17 protein-coding genes are annotated in these 22,200 nt (G+C 62.0%); 6 read left to right on the top strand and 11 right to left on the bottom strand.

What is annotated here, in order from left to right:
• Positions 1-10: 10 nt before the first annotated feature.
• Together M8997_RS22015 and pepN are read right to left on the bottom strand one after the other, a co-directional pair.
• The gene (locus M8997_RS22015; RefSeq protein ID WP_250014598.1) at positions 11-2,335 is read right to left on the bottom strand and encodes a PAS domain-containing sensor histidine kinase; all 2,325 of its coding nucleotides are present in this window, start codon (positions 2,333-2,335) and stop codon (positions 11-13) included.
• Between the two features lie 240 nt (positions 2,336-2,575).
• The gene (pepN, locus tag M8997_RS22010) at positions 2,576-5,221 is read right to left on the bottom strand and encodes an aminopeptidase N (RefSeq protein WP_250014596.1); all 2,646 of its coding nucleotides are present in this window, start codon (positions 5,219-5,221) and stop codon (positions 2,576-2,578) included.
• A 276-nt stretch (positions 5,222-5,497) separates the two neighbouring features.
• On the opposite strand from pepN, the gene M8997_RS22005 reads away from it, so the two are divergent.
• A complete protein-coding gene (locus tag M8997_RS22005; protein WP_250015409.1) occupies positions 5,498-6,412 on the top strand; it encodes a DMT family transporter in 915 nt (304 codons plus the stop codon).
• Positions 6,413-6,425: 13 nt separating this feature from the next.
• On the opposite strand, the gene M8997_RS22000 is transcribed toward M8997_RS22005, so the two are convergent.
• The 3 genes from M8997_RS22000 to M8997_RS21990 form a co-directional block, all read right to left on the bottom strand.
• On the bottom strand, positions 6,426-7,670 hold the full coding sequence (locus M8997_RS22000) for an MFS transporter (protein ID WP_250014594.1): 1,245 nt from the start codon (positions 7,668-7,670) through the stop codon (positions 6,426-6,428).
• Positions 7,671-7,768: 98 nt separating this feature from the next.
• Positions 7,769-8,614, bottom strand: coding sequence for a uracil-DNA glycosylase family protein (locus M8997_RS21995; protein WP_250014592.1), 846 nt, complete (start codon positions 8,612-8,614; stop codon positions 7,769-7,771).
• A 52-nt stretch (positions 8,615-8,666) separates the two neighbouring features.
• The gene (locus M8997_RS21990; RefSeq protein WP_250014591.1) at positions 8,667-9,266 is read right to left on the bottom strand and encodes a hypothetical protein; all 600 of its coding nucleotides are present in this window, start codon (positions 9,264-9,266) and stop codon (positions 8,667-8,669) included.
• Positions 9,267-9,512: 246 nt separating this feature from the next.
• Here M8997_RS21990 and M8997_RS21985 point away from each other — a divergent pair, with 246 nt between their 5' ends.
• Entirely contained in the window at positions 9,513-11,180 is a 1,668-nt protein-coding gene (locus M8997_RS21985; protein ID WP_250014590.1) for an electron transfer flavoprotein-ubiquinone oxidoreductase, read from the top strand.
• Between the two features lie 48 nt (positions 11,181-11,228).
• Here M8997_RS21985 and M8997_RS21980 read toward each other — a convergent pair whose 3' ends face one another.
• Both M8997_RS21980 and M8997_RS21975 read right to left on the bottom strand, forming a co-directional pair.
• Positions 11,229-12,281: an endonuclease/exonuclease/phosphatase family protein gene (locus tag M8997_RS21980; protein WP_250014589.1), complete on the bottom strand. Its 1,053-nt coding sequence runs from the start codon at positions 12,279-12,281 to the stop codon at positions 11,229-11,231.
• A gap of 116 nt (positions 12,282-12,397) precedes the next feature.
• On the bottom strand, positions 12,398-12,844 hold the full coding sequence (locus M8997_RS21975; RefSeq protein ID WP_250014588.1) for a MarR family winged helix-turn-helix transcriptional regulator: 447 nt from the start codon (positions 12,842-12,844) through the stop codon (positions 12,398-12,400).
• 73 nt (positions 12,845-12,917) lie between these two features.
• Here M8997_RS21975 and M8997_RS21970 point away from each other — a divergent pair, with 73 nt between their 5' ends.
• Positions 12,918-13,682: a VOC family protein gene (locus M8997_RS21970; protein WP_250014587.1), complete on the top strand. Its 765-nt coding sequence runs from the start codon at positions 12,918-12,920 to the stop codon at positions 13,680-13,682.
• 27 nt (positions 13,683-13,709) lie between these two features.
• On the opposite strand, the gene M8997_RS21965 is transcribed toward M8997_RS21970, so the two are convergent.
• Positions 13,710-15,218, bottom strand: a complete 1,509-nt coding sequence (locus M8997_RS21965) for an AMP nucleosidase (protein ID WP_250014586.1) — start codon at positions 15,216-15,218, stop codon at positions 13,710-13,712.
• Between the two features lie 101 nt (positions 15,219-15,319).
• Positions 15,320-15,484 carry a hypothetical protein gene (locus M8997_RS21960; RefSeq protein ID WP_250014585.1) on the bottom strand — a complete coding sequence of 55 codons (165 nt, stop codon included), beginning with the start codon at positions 15,482-15,484 and terminating at the stop codon, positions 15,320-15,322.
• Between the two features lie 329 nt (positions 15,485-15,813).
• On the opposite strand from M8997_RS21960, the gene M8997_RS21955 reads away from it, so the two are divergent.
• Entirely contained in the window at positions 15,814-16,515 is a 702-nt protein-coding gene (locus M8997_RS21955; protein ID WP_250014584.1) for a glutathione S-transferase family protein, read from the top strand.
• Between the two features lie 1,233 nt (positions 16,516-17,748).
• Here the strand turns inward: M8997_RS21955 and M8997_RS21950 are convergent.
• A complete protein-coding gene (locus tag M8997_RS21950; RefSeq protein WP_250014583.1) occupies positions 17,749-18,096 on the bottom strand; it encodes a DUF2147 domain-containing protein in 348 nt (115 codons plus the stop codon).
• A 430-nt stretch (positions 18,097-18,526) separates the two neighbouring features.
• On the opposite strand from M8997_RS21950, the gene M8997_RS21945 reads away from it, so the two are divergent.
• Both M8997_RS21945 and M8997_RS21940 read left to right on the top strand, forming a co-directional pair.
• A complete protein-coding gene (locus M8997_RS21945; RefSeq protein ID WP_250014582.1) occupies positions 18,527-18,793 on the top strand; it encodes a sel1 repeat family protein in 267 nt (88 codons plus the stop codon).
• Between the two features lie 220 nt (positions 18,794-19,013).
• A complete protein-coding gene (locus tag M8997_RS21940) occupies positions 19,014-19,199 on the top strand; it encodes a hypothetical protein (RefSeq protein ID WP_250014581.1) in 186 nt (61 codons plus the stop codon).
• A 905-nt stretch (positions 19,200-20,104) separates the two neighbouring features.
• Here the strand turns inward: M8997_RS21940 and M8997_RS21935 are convergent.
• Positions 20,105-22,135, bottom strand: a complete 2,031-nt coding sequence (locus tag M8997_RS21935; RefSeq protein WP_250014580.1) for an acetyl/propionyl/methylcrotonyl-CoA carboxylase subunit alpha — start codon at positions 22,133-22,135, stop codon at positions 20,105-20,107.
• Between the last annotated feature and the right edge of the window lie 65 nt (positions 22,136-22,200).

Below are 22,200 nucleotides of genomic sequence, written 5' to 3'. Positions count from 1 at the left end.
CGAAAAACGGCTAGGCCTTGTCCTCTGCCTTCATGGTCGGTATGCGCACCGAGACGATGGTTCCGACACCCTCGGTCGAGCGGATTTTCAGCGCGCCGCCATGCAATTGCGCCAGCGAGCGCGATATTGCGAGGCCGAGCCCCGATCCCGCATGCGATTTGGTGAACTGGTTCTCGACCTGTTCGAAGGGCTGGCCGATCTTCTTGAGCGCCGATTTCGGAATGCCGCATCCCGTATCCTCGATGGTCAGCACGAGCGCGCCGGTGAGCTTGCGCGCCCGCACCGCGATCCTGCCGCCATTGCTGGTGAACTTCACGGCGTTTGAGAGCAGGTTGATCAGTATCTGCTTGATGGCGCGGCGGTCCGCGTCGAGCGTGACGCATTCGTCGATGCGGGTATCGACCTGGATTTCCTTGGCCTGCGCCTGCAGGGCGACCACGCGCACCGTCTCGCGGATCAGCGGGCAGAGGTCGATTTCCTCGCGGTCCAGCGAGAAATGGCCGGCCTCGATCTTCGACATGTCCAGAATGTCGTTGATCACATTGAGCAGGTAATTGCCGCTGGTGTGGATGTCCTTGACATATTCCACATAGCGATCCGAGCCCAATGCGCCGAACGTTCCCGAATGCATGATCTCGGAGAAGCCGATGATGGCGTTGAGCGGCGTGCGCAACTCATGCGACATGTTGGCGAGGAATTCGGACTTGGCGCGGTTGGCGGCCTCGGCACGCTCCTTTTCGACCGCATATTTGCTGTTGAGCTCGGTCAGTTCCAGCGTGCGCTCGATCTCGGATTTGCGGGCGAGGCTGAGATCGTGGATCGTCGCCATCAGCCGCCTCTCGCTGTCGACCAGCCGCTCCTCATGTACCTTCAGCTGCGTGATGTCCGTGCCCACCGATACGAGCCCGCCATCCTGCGTGCGCCGTTCATTGACCTGCAGCCAGCGGCCATCGGCCAGCTGGCGTTCGAAGGTCAACGCACCATTGCGGCCATTCTCGTTGGCCATGCGCTTTTCGAGGGCGACGGCGCGGATGCGCGGCTCCAGTTCGTCGCGGCTGATGCCGGGCAGGAGACACTCATTGGCAAGGCCCGAATATTCGTTGAACTTGCTGTTGGACATGACGAGGCGGTTATCCGCGTCCCACAGCACGAATGTCTCCGAAATGCTCTCGATGGCCTCGCGGATGCGCTGGTCGGCCTGCGCCGTGGCCTGGGCGAAACGGTGCTGCTCGCTGACATCCACCGCCACGCCGACGAGGTGCAGATCCGTGCCCTCGGCATCGGCCACCTGCGCGCGCACCCGCATCCAGACCCAATGGCCCTCGGCATGCGCCATGCGGAACACCCGGTCCATCTGCTGCACTTCGCCGGCGGCGACCTGGGCGGCCACCGAATAGAGCTTGTCGTCATCCGGATGGATGATCGAGGAAATATCGCCGAGCGAGAGGATGGCGTCATGGGCCTCATAGCCCAGCATTTCATACATGGAGCGTGACCAGTAGACCCGGCCGCGGGCCATGTCCCAATCCCAGAGGCCGCAGCGGCCGCGCGCCAGCGCGGTATCGACCCGCGCCTGCGTGTTCTGGTAGAGCGCATCGGCGTCCTGCGCCCGCGCCGCCTGGCTGAAATAGGCATAGAGCACGATCAGCATGATGACCGCCGTGCCGGCGAACATGGTGACATTGACCGAGACGACCCTGCGCCAATCGGCGAAGACGGCATCGACGCGCTGGGTGGCGAGGACGGAATAATCATTGCTGCCGGCGCGGACGAAGGCGGCGAGCACGGGCGTGCCGTCCATCTTCACCGGCATGGCGCCGGCGCGCTCGCCGAACAGGAACAAGGGCTGTCCGTCGGCGATGGCGGTTTCCAGATTGCGGTCGCGCCAATGGTCCATGCCCTCGGAGGAGGCGAGGATATTGGCCTCGCCGCCTGCAATGGCAAACCACATGTCGTCGGGGATCAGGTCATTGGCGCGGATCTGGCCGATGATGTTCTGCAGGTCGCCGGCATCCAGCTTTTCGCCGCTGGCCGTGCGATTGTCGATGACGCTGGCAATATGGCTGGCGGCGATGGAAAGCGTCGCCCGCGCGGTGCGCTCCGTATCGTCGCGCCAGGCGAGGAGCGACATGGAGCGCACGAGCGCCAGGACCAGCAGGAAGATGATGATGAGCGGTGGAATGGCTTTGCGCAGATAAGGCTCTGCGGCCAGCAATTTGCTGTAGGCTGGGTCGGCGAGAAGCTTGACATGCCCGGAGAGTTTGCTGCGCGTCTGCGCCCTCATCCCGGCATAATTCTTCCCCGTCGGCGCGCGATACGCGTCCGCATTTGCCATTGATTGGCCCCCTCGATAGCCTTCTTTTACCCGTGATTTGCTTCGGCACGCCGCACATCCGAAGCACCTATAGTGAATCAAAACTGATTCTGCGTGTCTAGTGCTTTTGTTAAATATTTATCAATGATTTGGGCGGGCTGAATCACTCTCGGAGCCGAGGGATTCAAGCCATTGAATTGACTCGAATTCACCTCGGCATTCCAGTCTTCAGCCTGCCCGGGACAAGCTTCGGGACCGGCTTCAGGCCAGCGTGCGCTCGACGATATCGCGCACATCCGCCGACAAAGCGCCGACCGTTGCAATGGAGGCTAGGGCCTCGCGCGCATGCTCGCGGCGAATCGGTTCGAACGAGCGCCAGGACCGCATGGCGGTGAGCAGGCGGGCCGCAAGCTGGCCGTTCCTTCCATCGATCTGCAATATCGTCTGCGCGAAAAAGCGGTAGCCTTCGCCATCGACACGGTTGAAGCCGGTCTGGTTCCCGCTCGAAAATGCGCCGACAAGCGCCCTGGTGCGGTTGGGATTGTCCAGCGAGAACAGCCGATGCTTCATCAGGGCGCGAACGTGATCGAGCGCGGCGGAGCCGGGGCGCATGGCCTGGATCATGAACCATTTGTCCATGACGAGCGCGTCGTCGCCGAACCGCTTTTCGAAAACGGCCAATGCTTCCTCGGCGGCGCTGCTTTCGCCGAAGCGCTGCACCAGCACGCTGAGCGCGGCGGCGCGGTCCGTCATGTTGTCGGCCGAGCCGAACTGCCGCTTCGCCCGGCCGGGATCCCTTTCGGCGACGCTCAGATAGTCGAGGATGACATTGCGCAGGGCGCGCCTGCCGGCATTCTGCGCGTCGGGGCTGAAAGGCCCGTCATAGCCAAGGTCCGAATAAAGCGCGGCGAGCTTGTCCGCATGCGCGTCGCCCACGGCGGCGATCATCGCGTCGCGGCTCGCGAGTACGGCATCCGGATCGATATTGTTGCCGATCTCGCGCGCGATGTCGCTCTCGGAGGGCAAGGCGAGGCAGAGGGCGCGGAACGCCATGTCCAGCCGGTCATTGGTGGCGAGTTCGCCGAGCAGGCGCAGCGACGAAGTCTCGATCGTCGCCGGCTTGCCGCCGCGGATGCGCTTGGAATTGCTGGTCAGCTTGGCGGTCAGAAGCTGGGTCAGCGCCTGCCAGCGCGTCACTTCATCCGTATCGTGGCGGGCGAGGAAGACCAGATCGGAGCGTGTCAATTCGCTCGTCATCGTCACCGGCGCCGAGAACTGGCGCAGCAGGGACGGCACCGGCCGCTCGCCAATGCCGCCGAAGCTGAAGCGTTCCTTGCGCTTGCGCAGGTGGATGACGTCGCCCTTGACGGTTCCGCCCTTTACCGAGGCCGGTTTCAATTCGCGGCCCTTGGCGCCGAGCAGGCCGAACTGCACGGGAATGTGCATAGGTTTCTTGGATGGCTGCCCCGGCGTCGGCTTCTGCGATTGTTCGATTTCGATCTCGAAAACCTTGCTGGCCGCATCGTAGTCATAGGTCACCGCAAGGTTGGGCGTACCCGCCTGATCGTACCACAGCGCAAACTGGCCCAGATCCTCGCCGGACACATCCTCGAAGACCTTGATGAAATCCTCGATCGTGGCCGCGTCGCCGTCATGCCGCTCGAAATAGAGGTCCATGCCCTTGCGGAACAGCTCCGCGCCAAGGATCGTATGGATCATCCGCACGACTTCCGATCCCTTTTCATAGACCGTCGACGTGTAGAAATTGTTGATCTCGCGGAACTGGCGCGGGCGCACGGGATGGGCGAGGGGGCCGGCATCCTCGGGAAACTGATGCGCCTTCAGGCCCTTCACCTCGGCGATGCGCTTCACCGGCCGCGAGCGCATGTCGGCGGAGAATTCATGATCGCGATAGACGGTCAGGCCCTCCTTGAGACAGAGCTGGAACCAGTCGCGGCAAGTGATTCTGTTTCCTGTCCAATTGTGGAAATATTCATGGGCGATGACGGCCTCTATGCCGGCATAATCGGCGTCGGTCGCCGTATCCGGGTCCGCCAGCACATATTTGTCGTTGAAGACATTGAGCCCCTTGTTCTCCATCGCGCCCATGTTGAAATCCGACACGGCGACGACGTTGAAGACATCGAGATCATATTCGCGGCCGAACTTCTCCTCGTCCCAGCGCATCGAACGTTGCAGCGCGTCCATGGCGTAGAGCGCGCGGCCTTCCTTGCCATGCTCGACATAGATGCCGAGATCGACCAGCCTGCCGGAGGCGGTGGTGAAGCGGTCCTTGACGACGCCGAGATCGCCCGCCACCAGCGCGAAGAGATAGGTCGGCTTCGGATGCGGATCGTGCCAGACGGCGAAATGCCGGCCATTGCCGAGGTCGCCGCTTTCCTGAGGATTGCCATTCGACAGCAGCAGGGGCGCTTCGCTGCGGTCGGCCTCGATACGCACCGTATAGACCGAAAGCAGGTCCGGCCGGTCGAGGAAATAGGTGATGCGGCGAAAGCCTTCCGCCTCGCATTGCGTGCAATAGACGTCGCTCGACCGGTAGAGGCCGGAGAGCTGGCGGTTGGTGGTGGGGTTGATCTCGGTGACGATTTCCAGCGTGAACGTGCCGCTGGCGGGCAGGCCGCTTATCTCCAGCCTGTCGGGCGTTGCAACATAGGAATTATCGCCTGCCGGCGTGCCGTCTATCTTCAGTTCCGTCAGCGCGAGCTCGTCGCCATCGAGGATCAGCGGCGCATCCGCTGCCGCGCCTTCGCGGCGTTCGACGGTCAGCACGGATTTGACGATCGTGCGCTCGGGATGAAGCACGAACTCGAGACGCGTCTCGGGAATGAGAAAGTCGGTTGGCTTGTAATCTTCCAGTCGGAAAACCTGGCCGGTATCAGTACGCATGAATGCTAGTCCTTGTTATCGTTGCGGCACCTTAACCTGTTTTTCCGGCGGCACAATCAAGGATACATGTCCGGATGCTTCACCCGGTGTAAGCCGGAAAAATGCAAATTGATCGGGATTTCGTCTGGCACTGGCCCTTGATCCATCCTAAAGATATATCAGCTGGCGCATATGCGGCGGCCGCTCCAGGTCTTGAGGAATCCCCCCGTGTCCACCAATGTTCACCCGCAGGGCGGTGAACTGACGAATACAGGCAGCTTGCGCAGCACGAATGTCATGCTTGGCATCGGGCTCAAGGTCGCTTCCGTATGCGTCTTCGTCTGCATGTCCAGCCTGCTCAAGGCATCCGATGGCGTCCCGGCAGGACAATTGGTGTTCTTCCGCTCCTTCTTCGCCATTTTTCCCGTCATCGTCTTCATCGCCTGGCAGGGGCAACTCTCGGTTGCCTTCCGCACCAGCGAACCCTTCAGCCATTTCTGGCGCGGCTTCGTCGGGGTCAGCGCCATGTCGCTGAGCTTCTACGGCCTGACCAAGCTGCCGCTGCCGGAAGCCATCGCGATCAGCTATGCGACGCCGCTCCTGACGGTGGTCTGCAGCGCCATCTTCCTCAAGGAGACGGTTCGGCTCTACCGCTGGACCGCTGTCGCCATCGGTCTTGCGGGCGTGCTCATCATCCTCTGGCCGCGCCTGTCCTTCTTCACCGGCGATACGGAGTTCGGCGGCGACCAGGCCGTCGGCGCGCTTGCGACGCTCGGCGGGGCGGGCCTTGCGGCAATCGCCATGCTGCTGGTGCGCAAGCTGGTCCAGACCGAGCGCACCCCGACCATCGTCGTCTATTTCTCCATCGCCTCGAGCTTCATCGCGCTGGTCAGCTTTCCTTTCGGATGGGTATGGCCGACCGGGCCGCAGGCGGTCTATCTCATCATGGCCGGCCTTGCCGGCGGCGTCGCGCAGATATTGCTCACCGAGAGCTATCGCCATGCGGACATGTCGGCCATCGCGCCCTTCGAATATACCTCGATGCTGCTCGGCCTCGCCATCGGCTATCTCATGTTCGGCGATGTGCCGACGCGTGAAATGGTGCTGGGCGCGATCATCGTCATCGGCGCCGGCATATTCATCATCTATCGCGAGCACCGGCTGGGGCTGGCGCGGGCCCGAGCCAAGAAGGCCTCGACACCGCAGGGCTAGAACGTCTTCGCCGTCACGTATCGCCTTGCTGCTCGCTCAGCGGATGCAGGTTGAACGTCTCGGGCGTCTGCCGGTCATGGGCATTGAAGGTGAAATCGGTCCGCTCCGACGGCGCCTGCGATGCGCGGCGCAGGCTGCGCCAGAAGGCATATCCGGCATAGGCGGCATAGGTGAGCGCCATGGTCAGGAAGAAGCCGGAAGGGCCGGAGAAATCCATCAGCCGCCCGGCGATCTGCGGTCCGATCATGCTGCCGATGCCGTAGACGATCAGCAATCCGCTCGAAACCTTCACGAATTCGCTCGACTCGGCAAAATCATTGGCATGGGCGACATTGAGCGAATAGATCGGGAAGAGCACGGTGCCAAAGGCGAACATCAGCGTATAGACCAGCCATGGCGTCGTCGGCTGCAAGAAGATCATGATCAGCGACAGCAGCACGCCGCCGAGCCCGGCGACGACCATGACATAGCGCCTGTCGACGAAATCCGAGATGCGGCCGATGGGATACTGGAAGATGGCGCCGCCGATCATGGCGCTGGCGATCATGGTGGCGATGCCGAATGTCGAAAGCCCGATGTCGCGGCCATAGACGGCGGAGAGGAAGTTCCAGGCGCCGGCAATGATCCCGGCGAGCAGCGAGCCGACCATGGCGGCGGGCGAGCGGGCGTAGAGGGCGGGCAGGTCGAGCGACACCTGCGTCAGCGGGCGGGGCGATTGCGCGTTGGAAAGGCCGGTCGGCACCAGCGCTGCCGCATAGATCAGCGCGCCGATCATGAACAGCGCCTGCGTGGCCGAGTTGCCGAAGGGCAGGATATATTGGCCGACGAGCAGCCCCACCATCGAAACGATCATGTAGATCGAGAACACCATGCCGCGCGTCGCGTTGGTGACGCGTTCATTGAGCCAGCTCTCGATGACCATGTAGCTGCCGGCCAGCGAGAAACCGGCCAGCGCGCGGAACAGCGTCCAGGCGAGGGGGCTCATGACGAGGCCGTGCATGAGCATGGACATGCTGAGCAGGGTGAGGAGCACGGCGAATACCCGCACATGCCCGACGCGGCGCACGAGGCGCGGCACGATGATGCAGCCGCCGGTGAAGGCGAGGGCATAGCCGGTGCCCATCCAGCCGATCGTCGTCGGCGACCAGCCCTCCATCCCGGCGCGCAGCGGCAGCAGGATGCCGGCGAGGCCGCCCGCCGTGAGCATCAGGAAGGTGCTGGTCAGAAGGGCCGCGATCGGCAGAAGCTGGCGGAGCATGGTGTGAGGCCCTAATTCCCGATAAAGCCCGAACTTACAGGGCGTTCGGCGCCTTTACCCCGGAATTTACGACACCGCCATTCCAATTTTGCGCCAGATCAATCCGTCAGCGCCTTCAGCCGCAGTTTGACATTGACGAAATCCCGCCAGGCGAAGCGCTTCTGCGCCGGATTGCGCAGCAGATAGGCCGGATGCAATGTCGGCATCACCGGTATCTGCTGGCCTGATGCGGTCAGATGCTGCTTCCAGTTGCCGCGCAGGCGCAATATGCCTTCGGTCGAACTGGTCAGCGCCTTCGCGGCCGGCCCACCCAGCGCAACGAGAAGCTTCGGATTGACCAGTTCCACTTGGCGCTCGAAGAACGGCCGGCAGATCTCGGTTTCGAGCGGCGTCGGCGTGCGGTTGCCCGGCGGCCGCCAGGGTATCGTATTGGCGATGTAGACGCTCTGCCGGTCGAGCCCGATGGCGGCGAACATGCGGTCGAGCAATTGCCCGGACCGGCCGATGAATGGCTTGCCCTCCAGATCCTCCTCGCGCCCCGGCGCCTCGCCGACGAACATGATCGCCGCCTGCGGATTGCCATCGGCGAAGACGAGGTTCTTGGCGGTGAATTTCAGGTTGCAGCCGTCAAAGGCGGCCAGTTGCTCGTGCAGTTCCTCAAGCGTCGCCGCGCCGGCGGCAAGCTGGCGCGCCATGGCGATCTTGGCATCGTCGGGAACGGAAGCCTTGTTCAGGGTGGAAGCCGGTGTCGGCGCCGGTGCAGGGGCCCGTTCGGCCCGCATCTCGCGCGGCTGGGACGGAGGCCGTGCCGCCATCTCGCGCGGTTCGGGCGCCGGGCGCGCCGGCGGCGGCTCCGCGGCGAAGCGATCGACGGGCAAATCGCTCAGCGCGGCATCGACGCCCGCTTCCGCGTAGAAGTGCAATATTTCCCTTATGCTCGCCAATGACCCAACCTCTTCTTCTCTGAAGTCGCAAATTGCCGTGCCTAATGCAAGGTCACGAAGAAGGAATGCGCGGGTCCTGCACCAGATAAAACATGCGCTTCGGGGTAAAGTCGGCGATGGGGAAGACGAAGCTGGTGCTTTGCGCCGGATTGGTGACGCCATCGGTGAAGATCATGCGGTCATAGGGCTCGAAATCATCCTTGAAGGTCCTGAAACCGTCGGATTTGATCGAATCCACCTTGTGGCCGGGCTGGTAGAACGAGAGGCCGTCGCCATAATCGCTGGGCAGGTTGAGCTGCTCCTGCAACTCGAAGGCGAACTCCACCCAGGGATGGCCGCCGCCATTGATCGCCTCGACCCGCAGATAGAACAATATGCCGATATCGTCGGCCGGATCGCGCAGGGCGGTGCTTTCGGTGCGGATGACGAGCAGGACTGGCGATGCCGCATTGAACTCCTGCACGAGCACGATGGGATCGTCCTCCGTGCCGCGGCCGCTGATGCCCCTTATGGTGAAACCGCCCATCTCGTCGGAAAAGCTGTAGCGCCCTGCTGTCCAAAGCTTTTCCTCCTGCGCAAGGCTGCGAGGCCCGTAAAGCAGGCAAAGGCAGAACAGCAACAGTCCCGCGCCAATCGGAAGCGATGGCTTCATGCGGCCTCCACATAGAGACACAATGGATGATTATGCCGAAAACCGGCCTCCAGGCAAATCACAAGCCGGCTGCAGAATATTGACGTTTACGTACAAGTAAGGATAAAATGCGCAGAGCGTCGTGCTATGGGGGCAATTGGCCGCATATGGATGCGGCGACAGAGGGTAGTAAACCTTTATTGTTGCGCTAGAAATCGAAAAAACGATCGCGCTTTGCGCATGAGGGAATTTAGGCAGGAGGATTGCATGAGTGAGACGGTTGAACTTCCAGAGCGCGAGAGCATGGAGTTTGATGTCGTCATCGTCGGCGGAGGACCTTCGGGCCTGGCTGCCGCGATCAGGCTCAAGCAGGTCAATCCCGAGCTTTCCGTCGTGGTGCTCGAAAAGGGCGGCGAGGTCGGCGCGCATATCCTTTCCGGCGCGGTCGTCGATCCGGTCGGCATCGACAAGCTGCTGCCCGGCTGGCGCGAGGAGGAGGGCCATCCCTTCAAGACGCCGGTAACCGCCGATCATTTCCTCGTGCTCGGCCCCGCAGGTTCGGTGCGGCTGCCGAATTTCGCCATGCCGCCGCTGATGAACAATCATGGCAATTACATCGTCTCCCTCGGCAATGTCTGCCGCTGGCTGGCGACCAAGGCCGAAGAGCTCGGCGTCGAGATCTATCCCGGATTTGCGGCCACCGAGGTGCTTTACGACGACAATGGCGCCGTCATCGGCGTTGCGACGGGCGACATGGGCATCGAGAAGGACGGCTCGCATGGCCCGGCCTATACGCGCGGCATGGAGCTTCTCGGCAAATATACGCTGATCGCGGAAGGCGCCCGCGGCTCGCTGGCAAAGCAACTGATCGCGCGCTTCAAGCTCGACGAGGGCAAGGAACCGGCGAAGTTCGGCATCGGCATCAAGGAATTGTGGCAGGTCGATCCCTCCAGGCACCAGCTCGGGCTGGTCCAGCATTCCTTCGGCTGGCCGCTCGACATGAAGACCGGCGGCGGCTCCTTCCTCTACCATCTGGAGGACAATACCGTTGCCGTCGGCTTCGTCATGCACCTCAATTACAAGAACCCCTATCTTTCGCCCTTCGAGGAATTCCAGCGCTTCAAGACGCATCCGGCGATCCGCGGCACGTTCGAGGGCGGCAAGCGGCTTTCCTATGGCGCGCGCGCCATCACCGAAGGCGGCTGGCAATCCGTGCCGAAGCTCTCCTTCCCCGGCGGCGCGCTGCTTGGCTGTTCAGCCGGCTTCGTCAATGTCCCGCGCATCAAGGGTTCGCACAATGCCATGCTCTCCGGCATGCTGGCGGCTGAACATGTGGCGCAGGCGCTGGCCGATGGCAGGGCGAATGACGAGCTTGCCGCCTATGAGGATGCCTGGCGCAGCAGCGAGATCGGCAAGGACCTGAAGCGCGTGCGCAATGTGAAGCCGATGTGGTCGCGTCTCGGCACGATCGGCGGCGTGGTGCTGGGCGGCCTCGACATGTGGCTGAACACGATCTTCGGCGGCTGGTCGCCCTTCGGCACGTGGAAGCATGGCAAGACCGATGCGGCCTCGCTCGAACCGGCCAGCAAGCACAAGCCGATTGCCTATCCGAAGGCGGACGGCGTGCTCACCTTCGACCGGCTATCCTCGGTTTTCCTCTCCAATACCAATCATGAGGAGAACGAGCCCGCCCACCTGATCGTCAAGGACATGGCGCTGCAGAAGACCTCGGAACATGATGTGTTCGCCGGGCCTTCGGCGCGTTACTGCCCGGCCGGCGTCTATGAATGGATCGAGGAAGGCGACGGGCCGAAATTCGTCATCAACGCGCAGAACTGCGTGCACTGCAAGACCTGCGACATCAAGGACCCCAACCAGAACATCAATTGGGTGCCGCCGCAGGGCGGCGAGGGGCCTGTCTATACGAACATGTAAGTCTATACGAACATGTAAGTCCATACGAACATGTAGTATGGAGCCGGACTATCGCTGCAGCATCACGGTCTGCTGGTCCGGGCCGGGATCGGCGTCGCTAGGCGCGATGGAAAAGCGCAGCAACAGCGGCAGATGGTCCGAACCCACTGCTTCCAGCGTCTCCACTTTCGGCTCGACGATGCGGTCCGAAACCAGCACATGGTCGAGCGGCAGGCCGACCCATGGCGCGAAACGGGCCAGCGCTCCATTGACCAGCCAGCTCGGGCGCAGCCCGTTCACATGCCGCGTGCGGCTGGCAAGCATGATGTTCTTCAGGGTTTCGGTCCACGGCGCGGCATTGAAATCACCGGCTATGATGAGCGGACCCTGCAGCTTTTCCAGGTAGGGCCGCACTTCCGCGACGTTCCAGTCCTGCGCGAAGGGCCACGGCCAATCGAGATGGAGCGCGCCGATGGTGGCGCTGTAGCCGCCGAAATCGACGCGGGCGAGGGCGACGAGACTATCGACGCAGAGCGGCGTCGAGCCGAGCGCGAAGGGCCGGCGCGACAGCACGGCCGCGCCGCCGATACGGCTGCGGTTGGGGCAATAGAAATGATAGGGGTAGCGCCCCTCTATCGCCGCGAGCTTCGGCCGCCATTCCGCCGAAACCTCCTCCAGCGTGATCACGTCGGGCGATACGCGCGCAATCAGGCGGAACACGTCCGCGTGGCGGCTATTGTCATAGCGCAGATTGAGCTGCAGCAGCTTGTATTCGGCCAATCCACTGTTTTGGCCACTATTTTGGCCACTGTTTTGGCCACCATTTTGGCCGGCATTTTCTTCGGCCTTTGCCGCCGCGCCGGCGGCGCCGGTATGGATGAAGACGCTGCCGAGCGCCGTCGCCGCGAAGGCGATCGCCATCAGCCCTTCGCGCCAAAGGCCGAGGAACAGCGCCGGCAGGGCGCAGACGGCCATGAGCACTGCCAGATGCAGCCGGAACTGCGCGAAGGAGTCGAAGGCGGGATGCACCGCGCCGAAGAAGCCGAACACCAGCGGAACCGATATCAGCACCGGTATGACGACAGCCGCGAGGGCCAGCCACGATCGCGATTTGTTTTTCATGTCCCGGCATTAAACCGGCAATTGCGACGCAATCAAGAACTTCATGCGCTACCGCCGCGACGCTCCGCCATGGGGCTGCCGCCCAGATCGCGACCGGGGCGGGCCATCGCGGCCGATCAGAGAATCTTCCTCATATCGCCGCAGAGCCGGGACATCTCGCCCGGCGTCAGCACCTGCTCAAGCTCGCCATGCGCCTTCGTCCATACGGGCAGGGCTCTCGACAGAACGGCAAGCCCTTCGGGCGTCAGCGTCAGCAGCCGCCCGCGCCTGTCCTTCGGGTCGGCGGTGACACTGACCAGTCCCCGGCGCTCGAGCGGCTTCAACGCAGCGGTCAATGTGGTGCGGTCCATGGCGAGAAGCGAGGCGACCGATGTGAGATTGGGCGGCACCGGCCGGTTGAGCGACATCAGCAGCGAAAATTGCCCATTGGTCAGGTCATGCGGCCGCAGGGCATCATCGAACATCCGCGCCAGCGCGCGGGCCGCCCGCTGTACCGCAAGGCACATGCAATGATCGCGAACATGGATCGTCGTTTCATAGGGAATGGAAATCGGCTTTGACATGGTTCGATTAGTATGTTGATATCAACGTAAATTGTCAACCGGCGCCGCGCGGTCATTGCGGGAGGACAAGACGATGCAGACGGGCAGCTTTATCTGGTACGAACTTCTGACCAGCGATCCCGCGAACGCCATCGATTTCTACAGCCATGTGGTGGGGTGGGGCGCGCAGGATTCGGGCAATCCCCATGTCAGATATACGCTGCTGACCGTGAACGATATTCCGGTAGCCGGGGCGATGTCGACGGCTGACGCGCAGATGGACGGGGTGCCGCCCATGTGGTCGGGTCATATCATGGTCGAGGATCTCGACGGCCATGTCGAACGGCTGAGGCAGGCCGGCGGCACGGTCCATATGGAGCCGATGGACATTCCCGATACCGGACGCTTCGCCATCGTGGCCGATCCCAACGGCGCTTCGTTCCAGCTGTTCGAGCCTTCGCGCGCGGATCGCGGCGATTATCCCGCGCCGCTCACGCCCGGCACCATCGGCTGGCACGATTTGCAGCCGAGCAATTGGGACAAGGCGTTTGCCTTTTATTCAGGCCTGTTCGGCTGGTCGAAGGACGAGACCATCGATGCCGGGCCGATGGGCAGCTATCACATGTTCCGCACCGGCGGCGATTTTCCCGTCGGCGGCATGATGGATGGCCCCAGCAATGAAAATGCCGACAAATGGCGCTATATCAATGTCGGCAATATCGACGCCGCGCTGGAGCGGGTGAGGGAGAAGGGCGGCACCATCGCTTCCGGTCCCGACGAAGTGCCGGGCGGCCAATGGGTGGCGCAGGGGCGGGACCCGCAAAATGCCTGGTTCGGCCTGGTCGGTACGCGGGACTGAACTGGCACGCGGGATTGGGCCGGAAGCCTACTGGAACGCCATCTCGTAGAAGCTGCGCAGCTTGCGTGAATGCAACCGCTCCGGCGGCATCGCCGCCAGCTTCTCCAGGGCGCGAATGCCGATCTGCAGGTGCTGGGCCACCTGGCGCTTGTAGAATTCCGTCGCCATGCCCGGCAGCTTCAATTCGCCGTGCAGCGGCTTGTCCGAGACGCAGAGCAGCGTGCCATAGGGCACGCGGAAGCGGAAACCATTGGCGGCGATCGTCGCCGATTCCATGTCGAGAGCGATCGCCCGCGATTGCGACAGGCGCTTCACCGGGCCGCGCTGGTCGCGCAGCTCCCAGTTGCGGTTATCGATGGTCGCAACCGTTCCCGTGCGCATGATGCGCTTGAGATCATAGCCTTCGAGCCCGGTGATTTCGGCCACCGCCTGTTCGAGCGCCACCTGCACCTCCGCCAGCGCGGGGATGGGCACCCATACCGGCAGATCGTCGTCGAGAACGTGATCCTCGCGCACATAGGCATGGGCGAGCACATAATCGCCGAGCGCCTGCGTGTTCCGCAGTCCGGCGCAATGGCCGAGCATCAGCCAGGCATGCGGGCGCAGCACGGCGATATGGTCGGTGATGGTCTTGGCATTGGAGGGGCCGACGCCGATATTGACCATGGTGATGCCGGAGCCATCCTCGCGCATCAGGTGGTAGGCCGGCATCTGCGGCAGCCTGCCGATCGGCACGCCCGAGCTCGGCGCCTTGGCGCCTGCCTCGGTGACGAGATTGCCCGGCTCGATGAAGCGTTCATAGCCGCCGCCACCCGAAGCCATCAATTCGCGCGCCAGCACGCAGAACTCGTCGATATAGAACTGGTAATTGGTGAAGAGCACGTAATTCTGGAAATGGCTCGGGCGCGTCGCCGTATAATGGGCGAGGCGGTGCAGCGAATAATCGACCCGCTGCGCCGTGAAGGGCGAAAGCGGCATGATGCTGTCGGCATCGTCGACCTCATATTCGCCATTGACGATGCGGTCGTCCGTCGCCGCCAGGTCCGGCACGTCGAAAAGATCGCGCAGCGGCAGCAGGAACGCATCGGCGACGGAGGCCTCCACATGGGTGCCTTCGAGAAAGGCGAAATGGATGGGGATCGGCGTCGTCGATTCCTGCACCGTGACCGGGCCGCCATGATTGCGGATCAGCAGGCGGATCTGCTCCTCCAGATAATTGGCGAAGAGATCGGGGCGGGTGATCGTCGCCGAATAGATCCCCGGCGCCGAGACATGGCCGAAGGCGAGGCGCGAATCGATCTGCGCGTAGCTCGACGTCGCAAGGCGCACTTCCGGATAGAAGGCGCGGTAATGGGAGGCATCGCGGGCCTGGTTCCGCGCCACCTTGTCGAAGGCGTCGCGCAGGAACTGCGTGTTCCGCTCGTAAAGCGCGGTGAGCGCCTCCACCGCGGCCTTGGCGTCGGTGAATTCCTGGGGATCAGCATCCGCAGGCATGCTGATCATTGTCGTCTTCCTGGTTCCGATTCGTTTGTCCATGCCTCAATATAGTGAGTCATGGTGACAGTTGAAATGCCCTTGAAATGCCGGTTTTTGCAAAGCCGTCCCCTGCAGGGTCGCCCTGCTGAAACGCCTGTCGTTCAGGCGCGCTGCAGGCTGACGAGGAGGACGAGGCCGATGCCGCCATTGGAAGGCGAGCGCGCCTGGTAGCTGGCGGTGAATGCCGCCACGGGGCCGACGAGGATCGAGGAGAAGAGCAGCGCCCTGAGGAACAGGAGCGAGATATGTGTGGCCGACCGGAGCATTTTGCCTGTTCCTGAGCTTGATGAAAGCGGGTTGGTGAAATCTGCTGCCACCCTGCCAGATCCAGGCTGAACCCGTGCTGATGCGGCCGTTCATCCGCGGTTCAACTTGGCGATGCTGTGCGGAGCCGGCCAGAGACGGACATCGGCCTTGCGAGGGTTTGGCGGGGGCCTTGCAGAGCTTGGGACCTTGCGAAGTTCCGGACCTTGCGAGGGTTGGCGGGGCCTTGCGGAGCTTGGGACCTTGCGAAGCCGGGGCGGCACCCTATCTCTGTTTTACTCACCGTAGTTCTAGCCACCACAATTCATGCGACCAAAAGCCGGAGATGGACATGACCAGTCAGACAAAGCCGATCGAACTCTATTATTGGCCGACGCCCAATGGGTGGAAAATCTCGATCATGCTGGAGGAGCTTGGTGTTCCCTATACGCTGAAGCTCGTCAACATAGGCAAGGGCGAGCAGTTCGAGCCGTCATTCCTGAAGATCGCGCCCAATAATCGCATGCCTGCCATCATCGATCCCGAAGGCCCCGGCGGCGAGTCGATCTCGGTTTTCGAATCGGGCGCCATCCTGCAATATCTCGGCCGCAAGTTCGGCAAGTTCTATCCCGACGACGAGCGCCAGCGCGTTGCCGTCGAGGAATGGCTGTTCTGGCAGGTGGGCGGCCTCGGCCCGATGGCGGGGCAGGCGCATCATTTCCGCCAATACGCCCCCGAAAGGATCGCCTACGGCATCGACCGCTATACCAATGAGGTCAACCGCCTCTACGGCGTGATGAACCGCCGGCTCGAACAGCGCGATTACCTCGCCGGCGACTATTCCATCGCCGACATGGCGGCCTTCGGCTGGGTGGTACCGCACCAGAACCAGGGCCAGGACCTCAATGAGTTCCCGCGGCTGAAGCGCTGGTTCGAGGCAATCGGCGCAAGGCCTGCCGTGCAGCGCGGACTGGCGCTGGGCAAGGAGGAGCGCCGCAACCTCGCCGACGACAAGGAGGCGCAGAAGATCCTGTTCAACCAGCGCGCGCGGTAGGCCGAGGGGGCCGGCGGGGTTGGTTGGCGGGGTTGGTTGGCCAACCGGGTCGGCCAGCGGGGTTGCCAGCCGGGGTTGGTTGGAGCGCTGCAATCCTCCGGGGCGGGGGAGTTGATCTGGCGGCACTCCTGCCCTGCAACGCCCGAATTTCCTTCGTCCCGAGCCTGGTGAGCATTCAGCAGACAAGCCCGTCAAATCACGACGGACGCGCTGTGGTGATGCTGCCAAAGAAAGGATTGCAACAATGTCGCTGCGCCCTTCGACAAGCTCAGGATGAGGGAGAGTAGAGTTTTGCAGGGTTGTGGTTCTGCAAGGCTTCAAAACCCAAGCTCCCAACCTTGCCGCCATCAAATCAATCCCCTCATGCTGAGCCTGTCGAAGCACGCACGATGCTTTTTGCAGCGCTCAAAAAAGGGACTGCACAAACGTTGCTGCGCCCTTCGACAGGCTCAGGATGAGGGAAATTGGATTGATTGCAGGGTTCTAGTTCTGCAAGCTCGGATTTGATTTGATCGCAGCAAAGAAGCAGCCAAAGTTCATAGGACGCACCTCAGTGCCGCTGCAATCCCGCACATTCCAACATTCTCCCGCGCATCATTCACGCGCCCACGCAGTTGCTCAACCGCCTCGCGCATGGATCCATCGCCACACCCTGCATCGCCGAAAAAAGGGGGACAGCTGTGAGGGGAAACCACAGCTGTCCCAAGTGCAGCGGGAATGTTGCAGAACCTGGGTCTCATCAGCCGCCGAGACATTTCTCCACCATCTAATGAACGATGAACTCAACGAAACTGATATTGCTGGCCAGGGCAGGGGGAGGATTAGCGACAAATATACTACGCTGCCGCGGCCATGGAGATAAATCTATTCAAGTATCAAACCAATTCAGAAATGCTTCGTGCTGAAAACAAGACCATTAATACTTCAATTTTTACCCCTCCACAATTAGACGTTGGTCTAAGACGCTGCACCCATGGCGTCGTCGCATCCGGTGTCGCATCCGGCGTGGCCAGCAGCGTCCCGGCTTTCGCCGGATCAGGCACCGGCCAGGCATCTGCCAGGCACCGGCAAGCAGGCACATCAGCCGGCGCAAACGCGACAGCCGCGCGAATCGCTGCGGGAGAAATGGGTTTGTTGCCGTCAAGCCGGGCCGAGGCCCTTGCCGCACGCGCCGCGCGGCAGGCGAAAAGCCCAAACCCGGAGATTGTGCGTCGTCCGGGTTTGGCGCATCGATTATTGCCGCGTCAGGCTCTCGCTCTTGCAGATCAGCCCGCCCATGACGCAGCCGGAAAGCGACAGCGTGCCGCCCTTTGCGGTGGCCTTGCCATTATAGGTCTTGCCCTCGTCGAGCTTGTTGACGGTGCCCTTGTAGGCGCCGTCCCTGCCGGCCATGGAACCGATGGACTTGCCCTTGTATTCGCCGGTCATCACGGTGCCGCAATATTTGTCGCCGCCGCAGGCTGAATATTGGATGATGGTGCCGTTCGGGCGCTTCCAGGAGCCGACGATCGGCTCTTCGGCCAGCGCCGGGCCCGCGGCCAGAACGAGCGCGGCACATGTCAGCAGCAGTTTCAGTTTCATTCCTTCCTCCCATTGAAGCCAGCTCCGGCTCTTTCCGCTGGAGCTTACGCAAACGTAAAAGTAATTCAAAAGCCGGGCGATGGAAAGCGGCAAAATCCGGGCTGCGGCGAGGGCGGGCGCCGGCAGGACGCGCCGTTTCAAATCACGCCTTGGTTAGCGGACTCTTGACGCCGCCCAGCGCAATTTTAATGGTACGGCGCCGCAAAGCCCGCCATTGCTGGACCGGTATATTTAACGAATTCCGAAGTTTACCAGTTGTTTTGATTTTGTTTTTCTCCAGTTAAGCATCCCGCTTAACGCCGCTTTCAAGCCTCTGCTGCCATCATTGCAGACATCGAAAGAGACACGCCAAAACAAAAAAGGCGGCTCTCGGGAAGTCTGACAGGGCATTCCAAGATCAACGGATTTGGTTCAGCAAGGGATTGGCATCATGGCACGTTTTGAACTCCAGAACCTCGATAATGGCCAGGCCGGCGGTTCCGCCGAAACCGATATCATCTTCGAAATGGGGATGATGTATGCCAGCGGCCGCGACTGCGAGGTCGATCTCGTTTCGGCCCATAAATGGTTCAACATCGCTGCAATCAAAGGTTGTGATCGTGCAGCCAGGCGTCGCAGCGAGCTCCTGCGGCACATGTCCAAAGGTCAGATCGCCTCCGCCCTGCACGAGGCGCGTGAATGGTTGAAGTCACACTAAACACAACCTTGAGTAATCGCGACGCTCAGGCTAGACTTTATTACAACTCAGGTTCGTGCCTGCAGACCCCTGGAATAAGTCTAGTTCTTTTGTTCTACTAACAAAATATTTGTTTACGGCGCCGTTTGTTCTTTGACAATTTTCCGCCTTTTCGCGTATTGGAATAGGAATGAAGGCACAACTAAAGCGTGTGCCTCAGTTGTAAATGAATGGAATACGCATGCAGGAAGATCTTGAGAGACTATTGTCGAGCCTGACCGATGCGCAGACGCAACTCATTGCGACCTGTGCCAAGTCCAAGGCATTTCCTGATAATAACACATTGCAGAAAATCGCGACCCTGGAGCTGAATATCGCTGCCGTGGAAACGGCCATCGCCAATCTGCCGCGCAAGGGCGCCAACTAGGCGCCAACCAGCCACTTCGTTCCGGGCATATGCGGGGGTGAGCTTTCTCCCCCGGTCGGCTTCATCCTGAGCCCCTCATGCTGAGCTTGTCGAAGCACGAAGCACGCACATCATTTATGCAACACACGTCCCCTCTGGTGGGATAAATGGAAACTTATCCCACCACTTTGAAACCGGGTTATTCTGTGCAGGTCCTTTCCAGTGGGGGAGCAGCTTCCGGAGCTGTTTCGACAAGCTGGGAAAGGGTGGCGTTGCCGGACAGTCGGAAGTGACAACCCCGATTGACCGGCAAACTGCAGAAGGAAACGGAGGTAGCGCTTCGTTTTCCGGGTTGTTGCGTCTGACAAGCGCAACAATGGCAGGCAAAGACGTCGCGGGCGGTCTTCGGACCTCGACCCTGACTATAATACTGACGCGCTGAAGACCGCCCGTCTCCCCCCATTTTCAATGACCAGGCGCGATTTTCGCGGGCGTGGTGAGGGTTTTGCTTATTCTGCATCTCCAACAAGAGATTGCACCCCACCTCCCTCATGCTGAGCCTGTCGAAGCACGCACTATTTTGATGCAACCAAAAAAGGGACTGCACCACCGTTGCTGCGCCCTTCGACAAGCTCAGGATGAGGGGTTGGGTTTGATTGCAAGGAGGTAGTTCTGCGAGGTTTCAGACCCAAGCTCCCAACCCTCCCGCCATCAAATCAATCCCCTCATGCTGAGCCAACCTCCCTCATGCTGAGCTTGTCGAAGCACGCACTATTTTGATGCAACCAAAAAAGAGACTGCACAAACGTTGCTGCGCCCTTCGTGGTTCGGCAGGCTCACCAGGCTCAGGATGAGGGAAATTGGGTTGATTGCAAGGAGGTAGTTCCGCAAGGCTTCAGACCCAAGCTCCCAACCTTACCGCCACCTTATTCGGCGAAGCGCACCAGTGCGGCGTTCTCCTTGACCTGCGTGTTTTCAGCGACGATCTCCAGGATCTTGCCGTCATGCGGCGCGGTGATCGTGTGCTCCATCTTCATCGCCTCGAGCACCAGCAGGATCTGGCCCTTGCGCACCGTATCGCCGCTCGTGGCGCGCACCGATTTGACCAGCCCCGGCATCGGCGCGTTCAGCCTGTCGCCCGCATGGGCGGCCTCCTCGGCCAGCAGGAACGGATCGGCCAGCGCGAAGCTTGCCACCGTACCGCCGGAAAGCACCGCGATGCCGTTCGGAACGGCCACAGTTTTCGCCCGCATGTTCACATGCCTGCCGACCACATGCCAATGCGGCCCGTCGCGGCGCACGCGCAGTTCGGTCGTGCCATCGGGCCCGTCCATGCCGAAATGCCCGGCGCCGCCGATTGTCGTTCGCCCGCTTCCCCCGATTCCGCCCCCAATGATCCTGACATTGTGGCGCTCGACGCCGGTTTCCGTCTTGAGCAGCACCGGATAGGACTGCGTGCCGAGATTGCTGTAGCCGCGAAGGTCCGACCACGGGTCGCCCCCGGGCGCAGGCTCCAGCAGGCCGCTTGCCGCCAATATGGCAAGTTCCCGCGCGCCCTCCGGCGCTGCGGCGCGGGTGATGAGGCTGTCGACATTCCTGTCGATCAGGCCCGTATCGACATCGCCCGCGACGAAATCGGCCTGGGCGGCGAGCGCGGCGAGGAACCCCGCATTGGTGATGGTGCCGGCGATCTCGGTGTGGAGCAGCGCATCGCTCATCGTCGCCAGCGCTTCGCTGCGCGAGGCGGCGCGCACCACGATCTTGGCGATCATCGGGTCGTAGAACGGCGATATTTCATCGCCGCTGCGCACGCCGGTCTCAATGCGGATGGCGCCGCTGCCGGCGGCTTCAGGGAAGGCGATATGGTGCAGCGTGCCGACGGCCGGCAGGAAGCTGCGGGCCGGGTCTTCCGCATAGAGACGCGCCTCGACAGCATGGCCGTCGAGCCTGATCTGCGCCTGTGAAAGCGGCAGGGCCTCGCCGGCCGCGACGCGCAATTGCCACTCCACCAGATCGAGCCCGGTGACCATCTCGGTCACGGGATGCTCCACCTGCAGGCGCGTGTTCATTTCCATGAACCAGAAGCGGTCCGGCTGCAGGCCCTCGGTCGCGTCGACGATGAATTCTATCGTGCCGGCGCCGGAATAGCTGATGGCGCGGGCGGCCTTCACGGCGGCGCCGGTCATCGCCGCGCGCATCTCGTCGGTGATGCCCGGGGCGGGCGCTTCCTCGATCACCTTCTGGTGCCGCCGCTGCAGCGAGCAGTCGCGCTCGAAGAGATGCACCACATTGCCGTGATTGTCGCCGAAGACCTGCACTTCGATATGGCGCGGCTTGGCAATATATTTCTCCACCAGCACGCGATCGTCGCCGAAGGCGCTCTTGGCCTCGCGGCGGGCGCTGCCCAGCGCCTCGGCGAAATCATCGGGATCGTCCACCTTGCGCATGCCCTTGCCGCCACCGCCGGCGCGCGCCTTGATCAGCACCGGATAGCCGATCTCCCTTGCCTTGGAGGCGAGCACCACCAGTTCCTGCGCCTCGCCGTGATAGCCCGGGACGACGGGCACGCCGGCCTTTTCCATCAGCCGCTTGGCGGCGTCCTTCAACCCCATGGCCCTGATCGCTTCCGCCGAAGGGCCGATGAAGACGAGGCCGGCCTTGGTGACGGCATCGACGAAACCGGGATTCTCGGAGAGGAACCCGTAGCCGGGGTGGATGGCGTCGGCGCCCGTGTGCAATGCCGCCTCGATGATCTTGTCGGCCCGCAAATAGCTGTCGGTGACCGGGGCAGGGCCGATATTGACCGCCTCGTCCGCCATGGCCACGTGCAGCGCCTTCGCATCGGCATCCGAATAGACCGCGACGGTGGCGATCCCCATCCTCTGTGCCGTGCGCATGATCCGGCAGGCGATCTCGCCGCGATTGGCGACCAGGATCTTCGAGAAGCTTGTTGTCATTGTCGGTCTCTCTCCTTGGACATCGGGCTTGCTCCGCGGTTGGCGGTAAGCCCGAAGGAAGTGGT

It is taken from the genome of Phyllobacterium sp. 21LDTY02-6 (assembly GCF_023554255.2).
Taxonomy (GTDB): Bacteria; Pseudomonadota; Alphaproteobacteria; order Rhizobiales; family Rhizobiaceae; genus Phyllobacterium.
Note: the sequence above shows the minus strand (reverse complement) of the source record. Positions and strands in the feature narration are given on the sequence as shown.